At 63.5% G+C, this 19,709-nt stretch carries 19 protein-coding genes and 2 pseudogenes; 15 read left to right on the plus strand and 6 right to left on the minus strand.

Annotated features, from left to right (window positions below):
- The first annotated feature begins 161 nt into the window (after positions 1–161).
- Both SE91_RS01235 and SE91_RS01240 read left to right on the plus strand, forming a co-directional pair.
- On the plus strand, positions 162–701 hold the full coding sequence (locus SE91_RS01235) for an SRPBCC family protein (protein ID WP_061846292.1): 540 nt from the start codon (positions 162–164) through the stop codon (positions 699–701).
- A 33-nt stretch (positions 702–734) separates the two neighbouring features.
- Positions 735–1,148, plus strand: a complete 414-nt coding sequence (locus tag SE91_RS01240; protein ID WP_061846293.1) for a VOC family protein — start codon at positions 735–737, stop codon at positions 1,146–1,148.
- A gap of 106 nt (positions 1,149–1,254) precedes the next feature.
- On the opposite strand, the gene SE91_RS01245 is transcribed toward SE91_RS01240, so the two are convergent.
- From SE91_RS01245 to SE91_RS01260, 4 genes are all read right to left on the minus strand, one after another.
- The gene (locus SE91_RS01245) at positions 1,255–1,620 is read right to left on the minus strand and encodes a hypothetical protein (RefSeq protein WP_061850856.1); all 366 of its coding nucleotides are present in this window, start codon (positions 1,618–1,620) and stop codon (positions 1,255–1,257) included.
- 550 nt (positions 1,621–2,170) lie between these two features.
- A complete protein-coding gene (locus SE91_RS01250; RefSeq protein ID WP_061846294.1) occupies positions 2,171–2,608 on the minus strand; it encodes a hypothetical protein in 438 nt (145 codons plus the stop codon).
- 137 nt (positions 2,609–2,745) lie between these two features.
- A complete protein-coding gene (locus SE91_RS01255; protein ID WP_060737117.1) occupies positions 2,746–3,534 on the minus strand; it encodes an SDR family NAD(P)-dependent oxidoreductase in 789 nt (262 codons plus the stop codon).
- A gap of 167 nt (positions 3,535–3,701) precedes the next feature.
- A complete protein-coding gene (locus SE91_RS01260; RefSeq protein WP_061846295.1) occupies positions 3,702–5,366 on the minus strand; it encodes a methyl-accepting chemotaxis protein in 1,665 nt (554 codons plus the stop codon).
- Between the two features lie 391 nt (positions 5,367–5,757).
- Between SE91_RS01260 and SE91_RS01265 the strand changes: the two genes are divergently transcribed.
- The 4 genes and pseudogenes from SE91_RS01265 to SE91_RS01280 all read left to right on the plus strand — a co-directional run bounded on the left by SE91_RS01265 (position 5,758) and on the right by SE91_RS01280 (position 8,063).
- Entirely contained in the window at positions 5,758–6,162 is a 405-nt protein-coding gene (locus tag SE91_RS01265) for a YciI family protein (RefSeq protein ID WP_061846296.1), read from the plus strand.
- 54 nt (positions 6,163–6,216) lie between these two features.
- Positions 6,217–6,581, plus strand: a pseudogene (locus SE91_RS01270) (YciI family protein).
- 128 nt (positions 6,582–6,709) lie between these two features.
- Positions 6,710–7,450, plus strand: coding sequence for a TetR/AcrR family transcriptional regulator (locus SE91_RS01275; protein WP_060737116.1), 741 nt, complete (start codon positions 6,710–6,712; stop codon positions 7,448–7,450).
- 121 nt (positions 7,451–7,571) lie between these two features.
- Positions 7,572–8,063 carry a DUF2852 domain-containing protein gene (locus SE91_RS01280; RefSeq protein ID WP_008546357.1) on the plus strand — a complete coding sequence of 164 codons (492 nt, stop codon included), beginning with the start codon at positions 7,572–7,574 and terminating at the stop codon, positions 8,061–8,063.
- A gap of 131 nt (positions 8,064–8,194) precedes the next feature.
- Here the strand turns inward: SE91_RS01280 and SE91_RS01285 are convergent, their stop codons facing one another.
- Complete coding sequence (locus SE91_RS01285; protein ID WP_008546355.1) at positions 8,195–9,358, minus strand: acyl-CoA desaturase; 1,164 nt, start codon at positions 9,356–9,358, stop codon at positions 8,195–8,197.
- A gap of 279 nt (positions 9,359–9,637) precedes the next feature.
- Between SE91_RS01285 and SE91_RS01290 the strand changes: the two genes are divergently transcribed.
- A complete protein-coding gene (locus SE91_RS01290) occupies positions 9,638–10,405 on the plus strand; it encodes a serine acetyltransferase domain-containing protein (protein ID WP_061846297.1) in 768 nt (255 codons plus the stop codon).
- A gap of 7 nt (positions 10,406–10,412) precedes the next feature.
- Here SE91_RS01290 and SE91_RS01295 read toward each other — a convergent pair whose 3' ends face one another.
- Positions 10,413–10,931 (minus strand): DUF2231 domain-containing protein, encoded by a 519-nt coding sequence (locus tag SE91_RS01295; RefSeq protein ID WP_061846298.1) that lies wholly within the window; start codon positions 10,929–10,931, stop codon positions 10,413–10,415.
- Between the two features lie 390 nt (positions 10,932–11,321).
- Here SE91_RS01295 and tolQ point away from each other — a divergent pair, with 390 nt between their 5' ends.
- The 8 genes and pseudogenes from tolQ to SE91_RS01335 all read left to right on the plus strand — a co-directional run.
- Positions 11,322–12,038 (plus strand): protein TolQ, encoded by a 717-nt coding sequence (tolQ, locus tag SE91_RS01300; RefSeq protein ID WP_008546343.1) that lies wholly within the window; start codon positions 11,322–11,324, stop codon positions 12,036–12,038.
- Between the two features lie 43 nt (positions 12,039–12,081).
- A complete protein-coding gene (tolR, locus tag SE91_RS01305) occupies positions 12,082–12,531 on the plus strand; it encodes a protein TolR (protein ID WP_008546340.1) in 450 nt (149 codons plus the stop codon).
- A gap of 3 nt (positions 12,532–12,534) precedes the next feature.
- Positions 12,535–13,494 (plus strand): cell envelope integrity protein TolA, encoded by a 960-nt coding sequence (gene tolA / locus SE91_RS01310; RefSeq protein WP_061846299.1) that lies wholly within the window; start codon positions 12,535–12,537, stop codon positions 13,492–13,494.
- A 41-nt stretch (positions 13,495–13,535) separates the two neighbouring features.
- Positions 13,536–14,879, plus strand: coding sequence for a Tol-Pal system beta propeller repeat protein TolB (gene tolB / locus SE91_RS01315; protein WP_060737976.1), 1,344 nt, complete (start codon positions 13,536–13,538; stop codon positions 14,877–14,879).
- A gap of 239 nt (positions 14,880–15,118) precedes the next feature.
- Positions 15,119–17,449 (plus strand): putative bifunctional diguanylate cyclase/phosphodiesterase, encoded by a 2,331-nt coding sequence (locus SE91_RS01320; protein ID WP_061846300.1) that lies wholly within the window; start codon positions 15,119–15,121, stop codon positions 17,447–17,449.
- A gap of 157 nt (positions 17,450–17,606) precedes the next feature.
- Positions 17,607–18,332, plus strand: a complete 726-nt coding sequence (locus tag SE91_RS01325) for an N-acyl amino acid synthase FeeM domain-containing protein (RefSeq protein ID WP_008546323.1) — start codon at positions 17,607–17,609, stop codon at positions 18,330–18,332.
- Positions 18,333–18,612: 280 nt separating this feature from the next.
- A complete protein-coding gene (pal, locus tag SE91_RS01330) occupies positions 18,613–19,101 on the plus strand; it encodes a peptidoglycan-associated lipoprotein Pal (RefSeq protein ID WP_035704649.1) in 489 nt (162 codons plus the stop codon).
- Between the two features lie 205 nt (positions 19,102–19,306).
- Positions 19,307–19,709: pseudogene (locus SE91_RS01335) on the plus strand (tol-pal system protein YbgF); the annotation flags it as partial.

Below are 19,709 nucleotides of genomic sequence, written 5' to 3' on the forward strand. Positions count from 1 at the left end.
ATTACCGCGCCGGCATGCCCGGGCTCGTCCCACGCATCCACGTTCATCCGCAACAAGAACGTGGATGGCCGGGACAAGCCCGGCCATGACGAAAAAATCATCCGGCCGTGTCGGCCCCAGCCATCCCCTTTCGTCTTAATCCCGTGTCCAGGGAGTGACCCATGCTGAAAGCCATTGCCATCATCGCCATCGTCCTTGCAGCCGGGCTTGCGGGAATCCTCGTCTTTGCCTTGACGAAACCCGACACATTCCGCGTCGAGCGCAGTCTCGCCGTGAAAGCGCCGGCCGGTGCGATCTATCCGGTCGTCGCCGATTTCCGCCGCTGGACCGCCTGGTCGCCCTATGAAAACCGAGACCCCGCCATGAAGCGGACTTTTGGCGGAGCCGCCGAAGGCAAGGGCGCGACCTATGCCTGGGACGGCAACAACAATGTCGGCGCCGGACACATGGAGATCCTCGAGGCGAATGCGCCCTCGAAGCTTCGCATCAAGCTCGATTTCGAGCGTCCGTTCGAGGGTCACAACACCGCCGAGTTCACCTTTGTGCCGCAAGGCGATGGCACACTGGTCACATGGACCATGGACGGTCCGGCCCCGTTCGTGTCCAAAGTGATGCAGGTGTTCATCAACATGGACAGCATGATCGGCAAGGATTTCGAGACCGGCCTCGCCAGCCTGAAGAAGCTCACCGAGAAGCAATAGATTTCATTGCCAACGAAGAAGAGGAGAGAAACGATGCTCAATCCCTATCTGTTCTATCAGGACAATTGCGAAGCCGCGTTCAACTATTACGCCAAGGTTCTCGGCGGCAAGATCGAGGCGATGATGCGTTCATCGGACGCGCCACCGGAGGTTCCAGCTACACCCGGCCGCGAGAAGATGATGATGCATGCGCGGATGTCACTGCCTGACGGCAGCGTATTGATGGCCTCCGACTCGCCGGCCGAGCATTTTCACAAGCCGCAGGGCTTTGCGATCTCGCTCACGGTCAAGGATGCCGCCGATGGCGAGCGCAAGTTCAACGCACTCGCCGACGGTGGCACCGTCAACATGCCCTTCAGCAAGACGTTCTGGGCCAAGGGCTTCGGCATGTGCGTCGACAAGTTCGGCATTCCCTGGATGGTGAACTGTCCGGCCGAAGGAATGTGATGCGCGATTGCGCACATGTTTGATCGAGTTGCGGTTCCCTCTCTCCATGCTGCGGGAGAGGGGACGCGCATGGGATCGTTCCGTCGCGCGCCGATCCGCCGTGGTCTCACCGGATCGAGCCGGTTACCTCCTGCCCCTGCGGCGATGACGGTTGCACGCAGCGAGGACAGATCACGAGCTTGGTGCCGAGCTGCCTGTCCTTCTCCGCTTCGATCTCGTCGTGGACCGCCCACCACGCTTCGGAATAAGGCCGCAAGGTGCCGAGCACGCGTTCCCGATCCTGATTGGGATCACTCGCTGCGGCCGCAGGGGGCGCTGTCGGCCGCTTCGCGGCATGAACGCGGTTCGCGCTCTTGTTGGGGTCCTGGCCGAGGCCATCCCACGCGATCGGACGGCGCTCCTGGGCCAGTGCGACTGCACAGCCAAGCAGCGTTGTGCAGAAAGTGAGCAAGATAAAGCCGTATCGCATCAGCCGGACCCAAAGTTCGCTGCGCGATGCGCAAGATCCACGCGGGAAGGCTTGCATCGCGTCGGTGAAATGGAACTTAAGGCAAACGAGTTGGCCGGCACGGCCATGTAATGAACTGACGATACGCATCACTTTGCGGGAGCAGTGCGGCCGCTTCGTGAAATCACGCCAACTGCATCGCACAACAATTGACGCAATATTGGGCTGTGATCTGCCCGCCAGAATCGCTATTGGTGATTCATAAAAGCTACAAACTGGGATGGACGTCACTTGTCAGGGGAGCGACCGATGGCGGCGGCGCTACAGATCAACTTTGCTCTTTGGGGAATGCTCATCTGCGCCAGCGCGAAGCTGGCACCGGTGATACAGACTCTCTTCTGAACGGAAGCCAGCGCCTGATGGCGCAAATCTCCCGGTGCGTACGCTGCATGCGAGCACAGGGAACCCGGCGTATGGCCTCGAGTCAGCCGAGTAAACCGCCAAGCAATCGCCTTCAATGTGACGCGGTTCACAGAGCCCATTCACATCACACGCGCGGCAGCTCCCAACCTCGTCAGCGACAACGCGGATAGATCGCGGCGAGATCGCGCCCCTTGAGCAGCAGCAACCGCGAGGTGAGACCGCCGCGACGGCTAATCCAATCGCGCACCGGGCCGGGATAGGCGTCGAGCACCGCGACCGATGCTTCCGGCTCGGCATAGAAGCGCCCGCGCCGGTCAACCGAGCGTGCGGCATGGAAGCCGAGAACCGCACGCTTGGTGACGCAGATGCGCTCGCCGGGCACGATGCTCAGCACCAGCGTGCAGGCGGACAGGCAGGGACCGTCGATCACGACGCGTTCGCCGCTCTCGCGCACCTTCTCGAACAGATCGAGGAATGGCCCGACTTGGCCGCCGGGCGACTGGAGGATGCGGATCTCGGCGGCCGCGGGCGCAGAGACGAGCAGCGTGGCTGCAAGCATCAGGGCTTTGAGCAATGAGACGCGTGGCATGAAGCCTCCACCAACTGGATATTGTAGGGTGGGTTAGCGTAGCGTAATCCACCATCTTGGCGCCGCGTGAGAAGAGGTGGGTACGGCCCGGCAGCCGGCGCTTCGCGCAGCCGTCGTGCTAACCCACCGTACAGGTCCTACCCGTTGCGCCGTTGCCCGCGCAGCGTCGGCAAGCCGATACCCGCGGCATCGAAGCCGCCATCAACGGCCAAAATTTGACCGGTAATGTAGCTCGCATTCGCCGAGCACAGGAAGTAGATCGCGTCCGCGAGCTCCACTTCCAGGCCGTAACGGTTGAGCGGGATAGCGTCGTGATAATCGGCGCGGATTTCCTTGGTGTGCACCTGCTTCGCCATCGCGGTGTCGACGGGCCCCGGCGCGACCGCGTTGACGCGGATGTTGAGCGAGGCGAGCTCGACGGCGAGCTGCTTGGTGAGATGGGCGAGGCCCGCTTTGCTGGTGCCGTAGGCCGAGCGCAGCGTCGAGGCGCGCACCGCGGAGATCGAGGTGATGTTGACGATGGCGCCGCCATTGCCGTCGCGCATCAGGGGCACCGCGGCCTTGGTGCAGAGGAACGGGCCGGTGAGATTGACCTCGAGCACGCGGCGCCAGTCGGCCTCCGACGTCTCCATCAGCGGCGCGAACACCGCGATGCCGGCATTGTTGACGAGCGCGTCCAGCCGGCCGAACCGTTGCTCGACCATCGTCATTGCCGCACTCACCGCGGCTGCATCCGAAACGTCGCAAGTCAGCGCCAGCGTTGCCTCGTCCTGGCCGATCTCGGCAACGGCGCGGCCGAGCAGCTCGCCCTCAATGTCGAGCAGCGCCACACGCCAGCCCTCGGCGAGAAACTTCTTCGCTGTCGCCAGACCAATTCCGCGCGCGGCGCCGGTGACGAGGGCAACTTTTTGCGGGGCTTGCGGCATGGGTGGATCCGTCCTGTGTCGAGAGGGTGCGTCGCGTGCAGGCTCCTTTTACTGTGCTTTCGTCCCGGCGCGGAAGGGGGCTACAGCGGTGCGGCCGACCTCCCAGCCTTCGAGGCAGGCTGACGCAAAATCGGGGATGACGGCGATAGAGATGACGAGGATGACGCCTAAGCCAGCTCCGCCGAGGCCCGCTGCATGTTGGCCGACATGTCCGAGGTCACGATGCTCTGTTCCTCGACCGCGGCAGCGGTGGACGCGATGAACTCGTTGACGCCGGCAATCGCAGCCTTGATCGCGGTGAGCGAGCTGGCGACGTCGCCCGAGATGACGTTCAGCGCGTCGATCTCGGAGGTGATCGTGTCGGTCGCCTGCTTGGCCTGGTTCGCGAGGCTCTTCACTTCGGAGGCGACCACTGCAAAGCCGCGGCCGGCTTCGCCCGCGCGCGCCGACTCGATCGTGGCGTTGAGTGCGAGCAGGTTGATCTGGCTGGTGATGCCCGAAATCATCTCGACGATGCCGCTCATGGCCTGCGCCGCTGCGGCCAGCTTCTGTGCCTGGCCATCCGCGGACTCGACCCTGGTCGTCGCGACCTTGGAGGTCTCGCGCGACTTCGCCATGGTCTCGGAGATCTCGTGGATCGAGGCGCTCATCTGCTCGCTGCCGGCGGCGACAGCCTCGATCAGCCCGCGCGCATTGTCGGCCTTCTTGCGGCCGATCGCCTGCGCGGTGATGTCGGTGGCGTATTTCACCACCTTGTAGGGCTTGCCATTGAGATCGAAGATCGGGTTGTAGGAGGCCTGGATCCAGATCTCCCGCCCGCCCTTGGCGATCCGCTTGTATTCGGCGGCCTGGTATTCGCCCCGGTTGAGGGTATCCCAGAACTGGCGATAGGCCGCCGAATTCTTCTCGTTCGGCTCGACGAACATGGAGTGGTGCTGGCCCTTGATCTCCGTCAGCGAATAGCCCATCGCCTTGAGGAAATTCTCGTTGGCTGTGCGGATCGTGCCGTCCATGTTGAACTCGATCACCGCCTGCGACTTCTGGATGGCGGCGAGCTGTCCGTCATTGTCGGCCGCCTTCATCTTCTGCGCGGTGACGTCGGTGGCGAATTTCACCACCTTGAATGGCCGGCCCATCTCGTCGAGGATCGGGTTGTAGGTCGCCAGAATCCAGATTTCCTTGCCGCCCTTGCCGAGACGCTTGTATTCGGCCGCCTCGAACTGGCCGCGGTTCAGCCGCGCCCAGAAGTCGGTATAGGCCGTGCCGGCGCGATCCTCCGGCGTCACGAACATGCTGTGGTGCTTGCCCTGGATCTCGTCGATCGAGTAGCCCATCGCGTTGAGGAAATTCTCGTTGGCGGTGACGATGGTGCCGTCCATGTTGAACTCGATCACGGCCTGCGCACGGCTGATCGCGGCGAGCTTGCCCGCGTCCTCCATGGTCCTCATCTTGTACGCCGTGATGTCGGTGGCGAATTTGATGAAGCTGACCACCTTGCCGTTTTCGTCGAGCAGCGGCGCGTAGGAGGCGTGGACCCAGACTTCCTTCCCGCCCTTGCCGAAACGCTTGTATTGCGTGGTCTGGAATTCGCCGCGGTTCAGGCTGGCCCAGAAATCGCGGTAGCGGGCGCTCTCGCGCTCGGCCGGGCTGACGAAGATGCTGTGATGCTTGCCCTTGATCTCGGCCAGCGTGTAGCCGCTCATCTTCAGCAGGTTCTCATTGGCATCCAGGATGGTGCCGTCGAGACCAAATTCGATCACGGCCTGCGACCGGTCGAGTGCCTCGACCTCCGCGACGGCGTGCCTGACTTTCTTGCTTTGGAAATTGAACACGTAAGCCTCGCAATAGCCCGATGAAGAATGAAGGATTGCCGTTCGGCGTTTCCGTAGACGAAAAATTTGCCCAACCTTCTTGACCAAACGGTAAATTCCTTCGCGGTTGCTGCTGCTCCCGTGTTTTCACGTGTGTTGTCTATCCAATTCAACTCACGAGAATTTTGAGTTTATATGCACGCTGTGGTTCATAGAGCTCCCGTAACTGTACGGAGCTGGGCTGCATTATTTTTTCAGGCTCGCGCTCACCGGGCGCCCAGCAGATGGCCGCTCGCCGGTTGGTCCCAATTAATTTCCGCTCGCTTGTCGGATTCGCAAGAGGTCGTTCGTCTTGGAGGTGAACGCCGGCCCACGGCTGCCACCCATTTCGACTGAACCCAGGACACCACCCATGCGATTCATGATGCTGATGATCCCGCTCGGCTACGAGAGCGCGCCGCCGGACGTTCAACTCGATCCCGAGCATGTCGCAGCGATGATGCGCTACAACGAGGCGCTGAAGGATGCCGGCGTGCTGATCACGCTCGACGGCCTGCACCCGCCCTCCATGGGCGCGCGCGTCTCGTTCGCAACCGGCGAGCCCGTCGTCACCGACGGCCCCTTCGCGGAGGCCAAGGAAGTCCTGGGCGGCTACTGGATGATCGAGGTCGCCTCGCGCGCCGAGGCGATCGCCTGGGCGAAGAAGTGCCCGGCCTCGCCGAACGAAATCGTCGAAATCCGGCAGGTGCAGGAAATGAGCGACTTTCCGCCCGACGTGCAGCAGGCCGCAGCCGGATTGGACGATCTGAGGAAGTAGCCGGCCGCGGAGAATTCCGCGGTGGTCGTCAAGAGATCAACAAGGGAGAGACCGATGAGCACCAAACACAAATTCCTCGCCGTCTATCTCGGCAGCATGAGCGAGCGAAAATGGCGGCTTGGCGTGCGCTGCCCGAGGCTGAACGGAAGGCAAAGGAGCAGGAGGGCATGGCCGCCTGGCACGGCTGGGTCGAGAAGCATCAGGCCGTCATCGTCGAGATGGGCGGCCCGCTCGGCAAGACCCGCAGGATCGACCGAAGCGGCATCACCGAGATCAGCAATGCGCTGACCGGCTTCACGGTGGTGCGCGCCGCCTCGCAGGAGGAAGCTGCAAAGCTGTTCGAGAACCATCCGCATTTTGCGATCTTTCCGGGCGAGGCGATCGAGGTCATGCCCGTGCTGCCGATTCCTCAGATGTAGCTTCGCCAGTTTGCAGCCGGGCTCGATGCCGAGGCATCGGGCCCGGCACCATCCGTGGATCTACGGGCCCAGCGACGCCTCATCGCCGCTAGTGACCTTCACGCCAAGCTCATGTAAAGGTCGTTCACATGAGCTGGCGCAAGGAGCAGCGCCGCGCCGAGCGCGGCTATCACCACGGCAATCTGAAGGAGGCCCTGTTGCAGGCCGCTCTCGGCCTGATCGCCGAGAAAGGCGCGGCGGGCTTCACCTTTGCCGATGCCGCGCGCATGGCCGGCGTCAGCGCGGCGGCGCCCTACCGGCATTTCCGCGACCGCGACGAACTGTTGTCCTCGATCGCCCAGCGCGGCTTCGAGCAGTTCGAGGCGCGTCTGGCTGCGGTCTGGGACGACGGGCGTCCCGATACGGTCACCGCGTTCGAGCGCGTCGGCAAGGCCTATCTGGCCTTCGCCCGCGAGGAGCCCGCCTTCTACAGCGCGATGTTCGAATCGGGCGTGCCGGTGGACGCCAATCCTGCGCTTCAGGCCGCCAGCGAGCGCGCATTCAACATCATTCGCGCCGCAGCCGAGCGGCTCGCGGCGCTGACGCCGCCGGGCACACCGCGGCCGCCGGCGATGATGATGGCCTTGCACATCTGGTCGATGGCGCACGGCGTGGCCTCGCTGTTTTCCCGCGGCGACGCTGCGCGACGGAAGCTGCCGATGTCGCCGGACGAGCTGCTGGAAGCCGAGGTGCTGATCTATCTGCGCGGCCTCGGCTTCCCGACCGAGCGTCGTCCCGCGGGCAAGGGCGCCGAGCCGCCGCCCGTGCCACCGGAGGCGTCCTCCGGTTCGGGCCTGCCGCCCGGCGGCCCCTGGGGCAAGCCGAAATAAGATTGCGCAAATAATCACGCGGCCGTGTCTGGCGCCCAGCTTGACAAAATCGCGGGATCGTCTAGCTATGTAAATGTTATTTACATTCACAACGGCGCTGGTGCCGTGATGGAGATGGGAAATGGCCTACACCGCTGATGTCAATCGATGGCGCGGCCCTTCGGACCAATACCAACAGTACGAGCGTCCTCGCATGCTCGATACGCCCTGGCATCCCGGCTGGATTGCCGTGACCATTCTCGGCTTCATCATCTGGTGGCCGATCGGACTTGCCCTTCTCTTTTTCACACTCGGGAGCAGAAGAATGTCGTGCTGGAGCAACCAGGATCGCTGGCAGAACAAGATGGAGCGGATGCAGTACAAGATGGATCGCATGCGCGACCGCATGGAGCGCCGCGGCTTCGGCTTTGGCTTCGGCCCGCCGTCCTCCGGCAACCGCGCCTTCGACGAATATCGCTCTGAGACGCTTCGTCGGCTCGAGGAGGAGCAGGTCGAGTTCAAGAACTTCCTCGACCGTCTGCGTCACGCCAAGGACAAGGAAGAGTTCGACCAGTTCATGGCGCAGCACAAGACGCGTCCGACCCCGCCGCCGAACGACCAGCCGCAGGGTTGATCTGAAGGTTCGCACCTCTCAAAGCCTTCAGGCGCATGCCCCCAAAGTCCTGATGGCCCCGAGCCGCCCGCCTGCGCAACCCGCAGGCGGGCGGTCTGGTTTTGGGGGCGTCGGGGGCAGCCGCGATGATTTCAGGCCGTCGCCGCCAGCTGCGCGCGAACCGACGAGAGGAAATGCTCGTAGGCGTGGTCGACGATCTCGTTGAGCGATCGCGTGCGCGCGAACATCGCCTTGGCCTCCGCCAGAAACTCCTCGCGGGTCGGAATCTTCGGCAGATGCAGATGCGTCAGCGCGTCGACACCTTCATGTGCGCGGTTGAGGATGTCGTGCAGCGACGGCAGCTGCAGCTGCGCGAGATCGGCCCGGCGCCGCGCCGACGAGATCGCATGCGCCAGGGTCTGCGCATCGAACCGTCCGGCGAGCTCGCGGGCGGCCCGCTGGATGACGCGCGCGCCGAGCGGCTGCTCGTTGCGCAGCACCTGTTCGGGCGGCGCCTTCATGTTCCAGACGACGCCGATCCACGACAGGACCGTCAGGATGTAGTAGGTCACGTCGACTTCCCACCAGCGAAAGCCTTGTCGCACGCTGCTCTGGTAGGCGTGGTGATTGTTGTGCCAGCCTTCACCCAGCGTGAACAACGCCAGCAGCCAGTTGTTGCGGGAATCATCGCCCGTCACGTAGCGCTTGCGTCCATGCACATGGGCGAGCGAATTGATGCAGAAGGTGGCGTGATAGACCAGCACCGTGCTCCAGAGGAAGCCGACGACCAGACCCGACCATCCTGCGACCAGGAAGCAGAGTCCTGCCAGCACGAAGGCCGGCAGCAGCTCCAGCCGGTGCAGCCACATCAACTCGGGATAGACGGCGAGATCGCCGACCTTCACGAGGTCGGTGGTGTCGTGCTGCCGGTCGAAGATCCAGCCGAGATGGCTGTAGAGGAAGCCGCGGTGACGCGGTGAATGCACGTCGTTCTCGGTGTCGGAATGCAGGTGATGGTGGCGATGCTTGGCCGCCCACCACAACACGCTCTTCTGCGCGCTGCTTTGCGCGAGGCAGGCCAGGATGAACTGAAACACCCGGCCGGTCGCAAATGCCCGATGCGAGAAATAGCGGTGGTAGCCGGCGCCGATACCGAACATCCGCGCGCAATAGAGTGCGATGCAGATCGCGACCGCCTGCCAGGTGACGCCGGACCAGATCGCCGCCAAGCAGCCGAGATGGACCAGCAGGAACGGTATGGCGGACGGGTACATGATGTCGTCGTGGTGGTCGTCGGCGGAGGCGTTAGGCGACATATTTGAGCGTGACCTTGGATGACGTGGATGCGGAATTGTATCGGGCAGCTTGGCCGCGGCCGGGTACGAAAAACCCGCGGATGGCGGACCACCGCGGGCTTCGGTCGAAGGACCGACCGACTATATGGTCACGGCTCTCTGGCAAGCAAGCTCGTAGCCTCACGGGGAGCATGGCGCACAGGCAACCGCGTGTGTTGCTGACGCCAATTGGCGCGCAGGCGGCCTGCGTCCTATATTCGACAGCGAGAAGCAAGCGTCAAAACACCGCAGGCGGCGAAGATGGCAGAGACTGCGATCATGGCGAGCGAGACCCTCTGGCAGGATATCCGCGGCGAGGCACAGCGCGCCGCAGCGGCGGACCCAATCTTCGGCAAGGCTGTTGCCGGCGCCATCCTTGCCCATGACGATTTTACCTCCGCCTTGGCCGATCTGATCGGGCGCCGGCTCGGCGGCAGCGCGGCCGAACGCGAGCGCTTCACGACGTTTTCGCGCGATGCCTTTCGCGGCCAACCAAATCTGGTCGAAGCGGCCGGCCGCGATCTGCGCGCCATCGCGCTGCATGATCCCGCCGCCGCCGGCCTGCTGCCGCCGCTGCTCCATTTCAAGGGCTACGTCGCGCTGCAAGCCTGGCGCGTCTCGCACTGGCTATGGCGTCATGACCAGCGCGACGCGGCGCTGCTGTTGCAGAACGAGGCGTCGAACGTTTTGCAGGTCAGCATTCATCCGGCCGCGAGCCTTGGATCGTCGGTGTATCTCGACCACGCCACCGGCATCGTGATCGGTGCCAATGTCGTTGTCGGCGACGAGGCCACCATTCTTCAGAACGTCAGCATCGGGCGCCATGGCGACCTGCCGATGCGCTCGCCGCGCATCGGTCGCGGCGTGTTCATCGGCTCCGGCGCGACCATCCTCGGCGACATCGATGTCGGCGATTTCGCCAAGATTGGCGCCGGGACGGTCGTGACCCGTGACGTGCCCAGCGGCTGCACCGCAATCGGCAATCCCGCGCGGCTCACCAATTGCCCCGCCCCCGCTTCGGCAGCTTGATGCGCGCTCAGGCGGCGCGGCGGTGGCTCTCGCCGCCATGATGCGGATTGACCGGCTCCGAGCTGGTCTGGCCGGGTGCGTCCAGCACTGCAACATGATGCCGGTACACCATCTCCCAGCCCTTCCATCCCGTGAACAAGAGAACGCCGACGACGATCAGCGACAGCACCACGCCCCATGGTTTTACGGCGGCTTCAGCGCCTTGCGCGTAGCGGAGATAGAAATTGACCAGCGCCAGCACGACCGCCGCGAGGTTGCCGACCATGTGATACCAGGCATCCTCGAGGCGGCGGATGCGGGGCTCGCTGAAGAAGTCGATGAAGCCCGCCGTGGCAGCAACCAGCGCCATGACGATGCCGGCGCCGATCAGCCAGATTGCGGCTGTTGCCCAGAAACCGTCGCCGGTTCCGATGAAGGCGAGATCGGCGATGGGGGCGCCGACCAGGCACGCGATGGGGAATGGAATCAGCATGGGATGCAGGGGATGATCGCCGATTGCGGCGGTCGTTTTGGGGTTGATGCTCATGGCAAAACCTCGCCAAAAAGGGAATTCCGGGACAATTTTCTGCCGGGTGGGCCGGTTCCTACGGCGACGGGGGCCGCCGCATCCCCTTGGCATCCCCTTGGGCCGCCTCCTTTTCCCGCAGCCAAATTCGTCGCCGGTAACCCCGCATTAACCAACGCCGGGCTCTGGTATTTGCGGACAGTCACGCCCGAAGTCGTGTCGAGGCCCATAGTTTTGACATCTTGGCGGGGAATGCAGGCGGCCGGCTTTGGACGAGCCCTGCACCCCAGAAAGACAAGGCTTTGAGCAGGCTTGCCGGCCGCGCGGGTTCTAGCGCGGCTGTTGGGGAACACCGGCCCATTTGTTGGCCGACGGACATTAGGTAACGATCGCCTTGAGAGGATACTGCTTATGAATCCGGCCGAATTGGCTCAGTCAGCCCTTCCGGTTGCTGCCTCCGCCGACGTGTCGCTGATTGCGCTGTTCTGGCAGGCTCACTGGATCGTGAAAGCGGTGATGCTGGGACTGCTGGCCTGCTCGGTGTGGGTCTGGGCCATCGCCATCGACAAGATCTTCCTTTATGCGCGCACGCGGCGCTCGATGGACCGCTTCGAGCAGGCCTTCTGGTCCGGCGAATCGATCGAGGAGCTTTACCGCACGCTCTCGGCCAAGCCGACGCATTCCATGGCGGCCTGCTTCGTCGCGGCGATGCGCGAATGGAAGCGTTCGTTCGAGAGCCATGCCCGCTCCGTCGCGGGGCTTCAGATGCGCATCGACAAGGTGATGAACGTTTCGATCGCACGCGAGGTCGAGCGGTTGGAACGCCGCCTGCTGGTGCTCGCCACCGTCGGCTCCGCCGGCCCCTTCGTCGGCCTGTTCGGCACGGTCTGGGGCATCATGTCGAGCTTCCAGTCAATCGCGGCGTCGAAAAATACCTCTTTGGCGGTGGTGGCCCCCGGTATCGCGGAGGCGCTGTTTGCGACCGCCGTCGGCCTTATCGCCGCCATTCCTGCCACTATTTTCTACAATAAGTTCACCTCCGAGGTGAACCGGCAGGCCCAGCGGCTCGAGGGTTTCGCCGATGAATTTTCAGCCATCCTGTCCCGTCAGATCGATGAGCGTGGCTGACGGACGGCGTGTATAGTGTGAAGGGCAATTTGGGCACCAGACCATGGGCATGAACGTCGCAAGTTCATCCGGAGGCGGCGGACGTCGCGGCCGGCGCAAGCCCGTTGTGGCCGAAATCAATGTCACGCCGATGGTCGACGTGATGCTGGTGCTGCTCATCATCTTCATGGTGTCGGCGCCGATGCTCACGGTCGGTGTGCCGCTCGACCTGCCGCAGACCCAGGCCAAGAGCATCGAAAACAGCGACCAGAAGCCGATCCAGCTCTCGGTCGACATCAAGGGCAAAGTGTTCATCAACGATGCCGAAATCGCCATCAACGACCTCGTGCCGAAACTGAAGGCGATCACGGACGCGCGCGGCGGGCTCGAGGAGCGCATCTATTTGCGCGCTGACAAGAAGGCGGATTACGGCACGGTGGCCAAGGTGATGGGCCAGTTGTCCGGCGCAGGATTCAAGAAGCTTGCCCTCGTCACGGAAGCGGATCAGGGGTAAGCCGTGAAGGTGAACGTCGACAAGACACTCGTTGCGTCGATTGTGCTCCATGTCCTCGTGCTGGGATGGGGCCTCGTCACCTTCAGCAGCAAGGCCTATGTGGCGCCGGAAGAGTCGCTCCCGGTCGACATCATCTCCACCGATCAGCTTGCCAAGATGATGGCGGGACAGAAGACCGGCAAGAAGGAAGAACTGAAGCCCAAGGTCGAGAAGATCGCCGAGCCCAAGCCGGAGGAAGACGCCGTCGGCAAGGTCACGGAGAAGAAAGAGCTGATCAAGACCAACTCGCAGCCGGAGCCGCCGCCAAAGCCCGTCGAGAAGCCGGTGGAGAAGAAGCCCGAGCCGCCCAAGCCGGTGGCCGAAGCCAAGCCGAAGGAAGAGCCGAAGCCGCAGGAAAAGAAGCCTGATCCGGCCAAGGAAGATCCGATCGCCGAGCTGCAGAAGAAGCTGGACACCAAGAAGCCACCGCCCAAGCCCGTGGAGCAGAAGGTCGCGGCCGTGCAGCCGCAACAGCAGCCCAAGCCCAAGGAGCGCACCTTCGACCCCGCGCAGATCCAGCGCGACCTCGACAAGCGCGCCGCGACCCGGCACGAGCAGACGGGTTCGGCACTGAATGCGTCGGCCTCGCTGGGGGCGGCGACGGGGACAGCCGCGAACAACGTCGCGACCTGGCGCGGTGCGTTCCAAAACGCGGTCAAGCACTGCTTCACGCCGACCTATAACGGGCAGGATGCTGACCAGTACGAAGCCGACATCGACATTCCCATGAAGATCGACGGATCGCTGGCGTCCGAGCCGATCGTGGTGGCGGTGAGGGGACCGTCGCGGTCGATCGCCCAGGCCGTGGCGGAGAGCGCCAAGCGCGCCATCGTGCAGTGTCAGGTCTACTCGTTCATGCCAAAGCAGCAGTACGAGAGCTGGAAGCTCATTCCGATGACTTTCGGTCTGAAAGATATGTTGTGACATCCGAACAAAAGAATTTTGCGATGAATGATGCCCGTTTGATGAACCGCCGCCGTTTCATGACCCTCACCGGGTCGACCCTCGCGATGCTGGGGAGCGGACGCGCCTTTGGCCAGGAGCCTCGCCTCCGCATCGATCCCACGGCATTCCAGCCGATCCCGATCGCGATCACCAACTTCCTCCCGGGCACTCCGTCCGACGGCGACGTTGGCAACGGCGTCACGCAGGTCATCACCAACAATCTGAAGCGTTCGGGTCTTTTCGCGCCGATCGACCAGGCTGCGTTCATCGAGCGCATCAACAACATGGACGTCGCGCCGCAATTCCAGAACTGGAAGACCATCAACGCGCAGGCCCTCGTCACCGGCCGTATGACGCGGCAGCCGGATGGCCGGCTCAAGGCCGAATTCCGCCTGTGGGACGTGGTCTCCGGCCAGCAGCTCACCGGACAGCAATATTTCACCTCGCCGGAATATTGGCGCCGCATCGCCCACATCATCTCCGATCAGATCTACGAGCGGATGACCGGCGAGAAGGGCTATTTCGACAGCCGCGTGGTGTTCGTGGACGAGACCGGACCGAAGGAGCGCCGCGTCAAGCGGCTCGCGATGATGGACCAGGACGGCGCCAATGTGCGCTACCTGACCCGCGGCTCCGACCTGGTGCTGACGCCACGCTTCTCGCCGAACTCGCAAGAGATCACCTACATGGAGTTCGGCCAGGGCGATCCGAAGGTCTATCTCTTCAACATCGAGACCGGCCAGCGCGAGATCGTCGGCAACTTCCCCGGCATGACTTTCGCGCCGCGCTTCTCGCCGGACGGCCAGCGCGTCATCATGAGCCTGCAGCAGGGCGGCAACTCCAACCTGTTCGTAATGGATCTGCGCTCGCGCTCGACCACGCGTCTCACCGACACGCCGGCGATCGACACGTCGCCGTCCTACTCGCCGGACGGCGCCCGCATCTGCTTCGAATCCGATCGTGGCGGCAGGTCGCAGATCTACGTGATGGCGGCGGGCGGAGGGCAGGCGCAGCGCATCTCCTTCTCCAAGGACGACACCAATGCCAGCTATTCGACGCCGGTGTGGTCGCCGAAGGGCGATTACATCGCCTTCACCAGACAGGGCGGCGGACAGTTCGCGATCGGCGTCATGAAGCCTGACGGCTCCGGCGAGCGGCTGCTCACCTCCGGCTTCCACAACGAGGGGCCGACCTTCTCGCCGAACGGCCGCGTGCTGATGTTCTTCCGCGATCCCGGCGGCAATGGCGGGCCGTCGCTGTACAGCGTCGACATCTCCGGTCGCAACGAGCTCAAGGTGCCGACGCCGGGCTTCGCCTCCGACCCGGCTTGGTCGCCGCTATTGTCCTCGACCGCAGGCCAATAATTCACGCGTTCAGACGCGCGATGTTGTCGAAAAAACGTGCCGATTTTTTCGGGTTCGCTGCGCAAGGCAAGCCTTTCTTCACCTTGCGCCCGGCAAGGCTTGCCTAGTTGCTTGAAATCTAAGCGGAAACGGGTTCGTCATTGCCGAAAAACAACTCGACTTTAACGATGTTCACTCAGAAAGGCTTCATCAGGCCTGAGTAAAAGTATGCGCCCGACAGGACGCGCGTACAAACACAAATGCAGTTCGCAAGCCAGAGCGAAGAACCTGAGCAGGCATCGCCGAAGATTTCGGCGGCGCTGATCGATTCGCTGTTCGAGGCTCCCCGTCCGCTGCTGGCCGGCCTCGTATTCGTCTCGATCGGCGCGGCGCTGACTGCGTTGAAGACGGGAGAGCCCCTGATCTGGGCCTGCGTCGGATGTCTCGTCTTCGCCGGCATCATCCGCGCGTTCGACCTGCATCTGTACCAGAAGCGCAAGTCGGCGCTGACGGCCGAAGGGGCAACGCGCTGGCAGAAGCGTTATCAGATCGGCGCGATGATCCAGGCGGCTGCGATCGGGACGTGGTGCTCGACGACCCTGTTGGCCAGCGACGATGCCGTGGCCCATATGATCGCGCTGTCCGTCACCACCGGAATCGCGGCAGGCGGCGCCGGCAGAGCCTATGGCCGGCAATGGATCTTTCAACTCCAGGTCAGCCTCGTCTTCGTTCCGATCGTCATTGCCCTCGCGCTGCGCGGCACGCCGTTCTACGTCGCGATGTCGATCGTCAGCGCGGCTTTCCTGTTCTCGCTGATGGGCATCTCGGCCAATCTGCACCGGATATTCATGCGCGCACTGGCCGCGCGCGAGCGCGAAGCGGCGCTGGCCGGCCAATTCGACACCGCGTTGAACAACATGCCGCACGGCCTGTGCATGTTCCACGTCGACGGTCAGCTCGCGGTCATGAACTACCGTTTCGGCGAGATGATGAGCCTGCCCGACGATCTCGTGAAGAGCGGCGCCAGTGCGTCGCGCATCATCGCGGCTTGCGTCGATGCCCAATCCATCTCGAAGGACAGCGGTGATCTGATCCTGCAGGGCATCCGCGAGCTCCGCAACAAGGAGATCGTGACGACGGATCCCGACCTCGCACGCGGGCGTACGCTGTCATGGACCATTCAGCCCATGACGGACGGAGGTGCTGTCCTCCTGCTCGAGGACATCACCGAGCGCAAGAGTGCCGAGGCGAAGATCAGCCATCTGGCTCGCTACGACGAGCTCACGGCGCTGCCCAACCGCGTCAGCTTCCGCGACGAGATCGAGCGGCTGCTGGCGAGCGCGCACCACGCCGAGCGGCTCTCCGCGCTGCTGTTCATCGATCTCGACCAGTTCAAGCAGGTCAACGACACGCTCGGCCATCCCTGCGGCGACCAGCTCCTGTGCGCGGTCGCCAACCGCCTGCGCGAGATGCTGCGCCCCGAGGATTTCGTCGCCCGTTTCGGCGGCGACGAGTTCGTCGTGTTCCAGCAGAACCTGTCCTCGCCCGAGGATGCCGCCAGTCTTGCCCGCCGCATCGTCGAGCGGCTGAGCGAGCGCTATCGCATCGACAACCATCTGGTCGAGATCGGCGCCAGCGTCGGCATCGCGCTGACCTCGCCGGATGGCACCAGCGCCGACACGCTGCTCAAGAACGCGGACATGGCGCTGTATCGCGCCAAGGCCGACGGCCGCGGCACCTTCTGCTTCTTCCGCGACGAGATGGCGGCGACCGTCGAGGCCCGTCGCATCCTCGAGCTCGACCTGCGCAAGGCGCTCGCCAACGAGGAGTTCGAGCTTTTTTATCAGCCGCTGGTCAATTTGAGGTCCGGCAAGATCACCACCTGCGAGGCGCTGCTGCGCTGGAATCATCCGGTGCGTGGCACGGTCTCGCCGGTCGACATCATCCCGGTCGCCGAAGACATGGGCCTGATCGTCGATCTCGGCCGCTGGATCCTGCGCCGCGCCTGCATGGAATGCATGAAGTGGCCGGAGGGCGTCAGCGTCGCCGTGAATTTCTCGCCGCAGCAATTCCATCAGCGCGACGTGCTGAGCGAGATCCGCTACGCGCTCGAGGTCTCGGGGCTTCCGGCCCACCGCCTGGAGATCGAGATCACGGAATCCTCGCTGTTGCGCAACACCCAGCTCACGCACGACATCCTGTCGCAATTGCATGCGCTCGGCGTGCGCATCTCGCTCGACGATTTCGGGACCGGCTATTCCAGCCTCAGCTATCTGCATAATTTCCCGATGCAGAAGGTGAAGATCGATCGCTCCTTCCTGGAGGGCATCGACACCGACCGGCCGCTGACGCTGCTGCGCGGCGTAGCACGGCTGTCGGCGGATCTCGGCATGTCCGTCGTGGTCGAGGGCATCGAGACCAATGAGCAGCTCGAACTGATCAGTGCGGACGGCACGGTGACCGAGGGACAGGGCTATCTGTTCAGCCGGCCGGTGCCGGCGGTGCGCGTGCGCCAATTGCTCAACGCCTCGCATGGTCGTCGGCTGCAAGACGGTCAGGTCGTTGCGCTCTCCTCACGCTCGTTCGCCTGATTCTCAAGCCTCGAGATTTCCAGTCGTTTTCTGCGCGTTACAGCGCCACCGTAGTCGTACGGGGGGTTAACCGTAATCGATTCAAGCCTTTGCAATTCGGTTAAGGAGGCGTTAATGTTTTAAACTCGCGGAAGTTGCTGGACGAGTGGAGTATCAGATGGAATCCCGGGCCGAGCCGCGCGCTCCGCTGTTGATGCGGGGGGCAGGGATTTTTGATCGGGTCGACTACAGGCTCATCGAAACTCCGGAAGACAAAGACCGCCTCTATCAAATGCGCTATCGCGCTTATCTGCACGGCGGATTGATCCTGCCGGCGGAGTCCCGTCGCGTCAGCGACCGCTATGACGATGCGCCGAACGCCTGGACGTTCGGGATTCACGTCGATGGCGAACTCTGCAGCTCCGTCCGCCTGCACATCCTGACGTCGGACCAGCGCATGTCCTATGCGACCGAGTTGTTCGGCGACGTGCTTCACCCCCGTCTCGACCGCGGCGAGGTTTTCGTCGATCCGGCGCGCTTCGTTGCCGATCCGGAGCAGGCCCGGCGGTTTCCGGAGCTGCCCTACGTCACCCTGCGCCTTGCCTATCTGGCTTGCGACCATTTCAACGCGGACACCGGGCTGGCGCAGGTCCGGGCGGAGCATCAGGCGTTCTACCGCCGGGTCTTCTTGCACGAGGCGATCACGGAGCCGCGCTCGTTCCCGAACGTGCTGAAGCCGGTCGCCTTGATGGCTTCCGATTTCCGCAGCCTGCGCGAGCGGGTCCTGACCCGCTTCCCGATCATGCGCTCGAGCGCCTTCGAGCGGCGCATGCTGTTCGACCGGGGGAACGTGCGCGCTGCCGTGCCGCGCCCGGTGCTCGTCGCGAGCACGGCGCAGGCCTGAAGGTCGGCCCGCAATTTTGCCTCCAACCGGCCCGTGCGGCCGGGGACGCAGACAACACCGGCCCAAAATTCCAGCAAACGCAGGGGTTTTTGCCGGCCGTGCGACTTGCCTTCACCCTCGCGCCACATTTACAACCCATTAACCATGGCGTTTGCTTTTCGCTGGTTGGGGGCATTTGAGCGGCTGAGGCAAGGTTCCGTCAAGGTTGACGGAACGTTCGCTTAACCAACCCCCTGTAGACCGGACAGCAGTGGACTAACGCGAGCGTGGAGGCTCCGGAATGAAACATCCTATGCGTATCCTCCAGGGATTGAAGCTGGTCGCGGTGCTTGCCGTCGCGCTGTCGATGGGCGCCTGCGCCAACAAGAATGCTGCGACGGATGCGATGGCCAACGCGGCGACGCCCGGCAGCCAGCAGGACTTCGTGGTCAATGTCGGCGACCGCGTGTTCTTCGAAAGCGACCAGACCGATCTGACCCCGCAGGCCATCGTGACCCTGGAGAAGCAGGCGCAGTGGCTCCAGACCTATCCGCGCTACAGCTTCACCATCGAAGGCCATGCCGACGAGCGCGGCACCCGCGAATACAACATCGCCCTCGGCGCTCGCAGAGCCCAGTCGGTGCGTTCGTTCCTCGCCTCGCGCGGCATCGATCCGAACCGCATGCGAACGATCTCCTACGGCAAGGAGCGGCCGGTCGCCGTCTGTAACGACATCTCCTGCTGGTCGCAGAACCGGCGCGCCGTCACCGTCTTGAACGCGAGCTCCTGAGGCTCAGTCAGGTCCTGACGATCAGTCAGCCGCCATTCATCTTCACAAACCGATTATGCCGGCGCCCTCTCGGGCGCCGGTTTCGTTTCAGCATTCTGTGACAGAAACCCCTTGGTACCAGTCACATTTTTGGCGTACTCCACTTCGATGTGTGGCGCCTCGAATGTTCCGTCGCAGGCCATTTCGCTTTTGTCGTCAGGGCAAGATGTCATCCAGATTTAAGGTCTTTACCGGCACCGTGGCGACCGCCGCGCTGCTCTCCTTGTGCTCGCCCGCGCTTGCGCAGTCGATCTTTGCGCAGTCGGATGATGCCGATCCCGAGATGCGGATCGAGCGGCTGGAGAACCAGCTGCGCCAGCTCACCGGCCAGAACGAAGAGCTGCAATATCGCAACCGCCAGCTCGAGGAGCGGCTGCGGGCGCTCGAAGGTGGCGCACAAGCTGCGCCCGGACAGGCGCCCAGCGTTGCGGCGATGCCGCCCGCTCAGATCGGACAAGGCCAACTCGCCCCGGGATATCGCCAGCAACAGCCGCAGCAGCAGGCCGTGCAACCGAACTACGAGCAGCCGCAGATCGCCGCGCCCGCACCGATCGTGCAGGAGCAGCCGG

Source organism: Bradyrhizobium sp. DOA1, assembly GCF_001593325.1.
Taxonomy (GTDB): domain Bacteria; phylum Pseudomonadota; class Alphaproteobacteria; order Rhizobiales; family Xanthobacteraceae; genus Bradyrhizobium.

Coding starts and splice junctions, on each gene's coding strand:
- SE91_RS01235 (WP_061846292.1), top strand. CDS start 162: ATGCTGAAAGCCATTGCCATCATCGCCATCGTCCTTGCAGCCGGGCTT.
- SE91_RS01240 (WP_061846293.1), top strand. CDS start 735: ATGCTCAATCCCTATCTGTTCTATCAGGACAATTGCGAAGCCGCGTTC.
- SE91_RS01250 (WP_061846294.1), bottom strand. CDS start 2,608: ATGCCACGCGTCTCATTGCTCAAAGCCCTGATGCTTGCAGCCACGCTG.
- SE91_RS01255 (WP_060737117.1), bottom strand. CDS start 3,534: ATGCCGCAAGCCCCGCAAAAAGTTGCCCTCGTCACCGGCGCCGCGCGC.
- SE91_RS01265 (WP_061846296.1), top strand. CDS start 5,758: ATGCGATTCATGATGCTGATGATCCCGCTCGGCTACGAGAGCGCGCCG.
- SE91_RS01275 (WP_060737116.1), top strand. CDS start 6,710: ATGAGCTGGCGCAAGGAGCAGCGCCGCGCCGAGCGCGGCTATCACCAC.
- SE91_RS01280 (WP_008546357.1), top strand. CDS start 7,572: ATGGCCTACACCGCTGATGTCAATCGATGGCGCGGCCCTTCGGACCAA.
- SE91_RS01285 (WP_008546355.1), bottom strand. CDS start 9,358: ATGTCGCCTAACGCCTCCGCCGACGACCACCACGACGACATCATGTAC.
- SE91_RS01290 (WP_061846297.1), top strand. CDS start 9,638: ATGGCAGAGACTGCGATCATGGCGAGCGAGACCCTCTGGCAGGATATC.
- SE91_RS01295 (WP_061846298.1), bottom strand. CDS start 10,931: ATGAGCATCAACCCCAAAACGACCGCCGCAATCGGCGATCATCCCCTG.
- tolQ (WP_008546343.1), top strand. CDS start 11,322: ATGAATCCGGCCGAATTGGCTCAGTCAGCCCTTCCGGTTGCTGCCTCC.
- tolR (WP_008546340.1), top strand. CDS start 12,082: ATGGGCATGAACGTCGCAAGTTCATCCGGAGGCGGCGGACGTCGCGGC.
- tolB (WP_060737976.1), top strand. CDS start 13,536: ATGAACCGCCGCCGTTTCATGACCCTCACCGGGTCGACCCTCGCGATG.
- SE91_RS01320 (WP_061846300.1), top strand. CDS start 15,119: ATGCAGTTCGCAAGCCAGAGCGAAGAACCTGAGCAGGCATCGCCGAAG.
- SE91_RS01325 (WP_008546323.1), top strand. CDS start 17,607: ATGGAATCCCGGGCCGAGCCGCGCGCTCCGCTGTTGATGCGGGGGGCA.
- pal (WP_035704649.1), top strand. CDS start 18,613: ATGAAACATCCTATGCGTATCCTCCAGGGATTGAAGCTGGTCGCGGTG.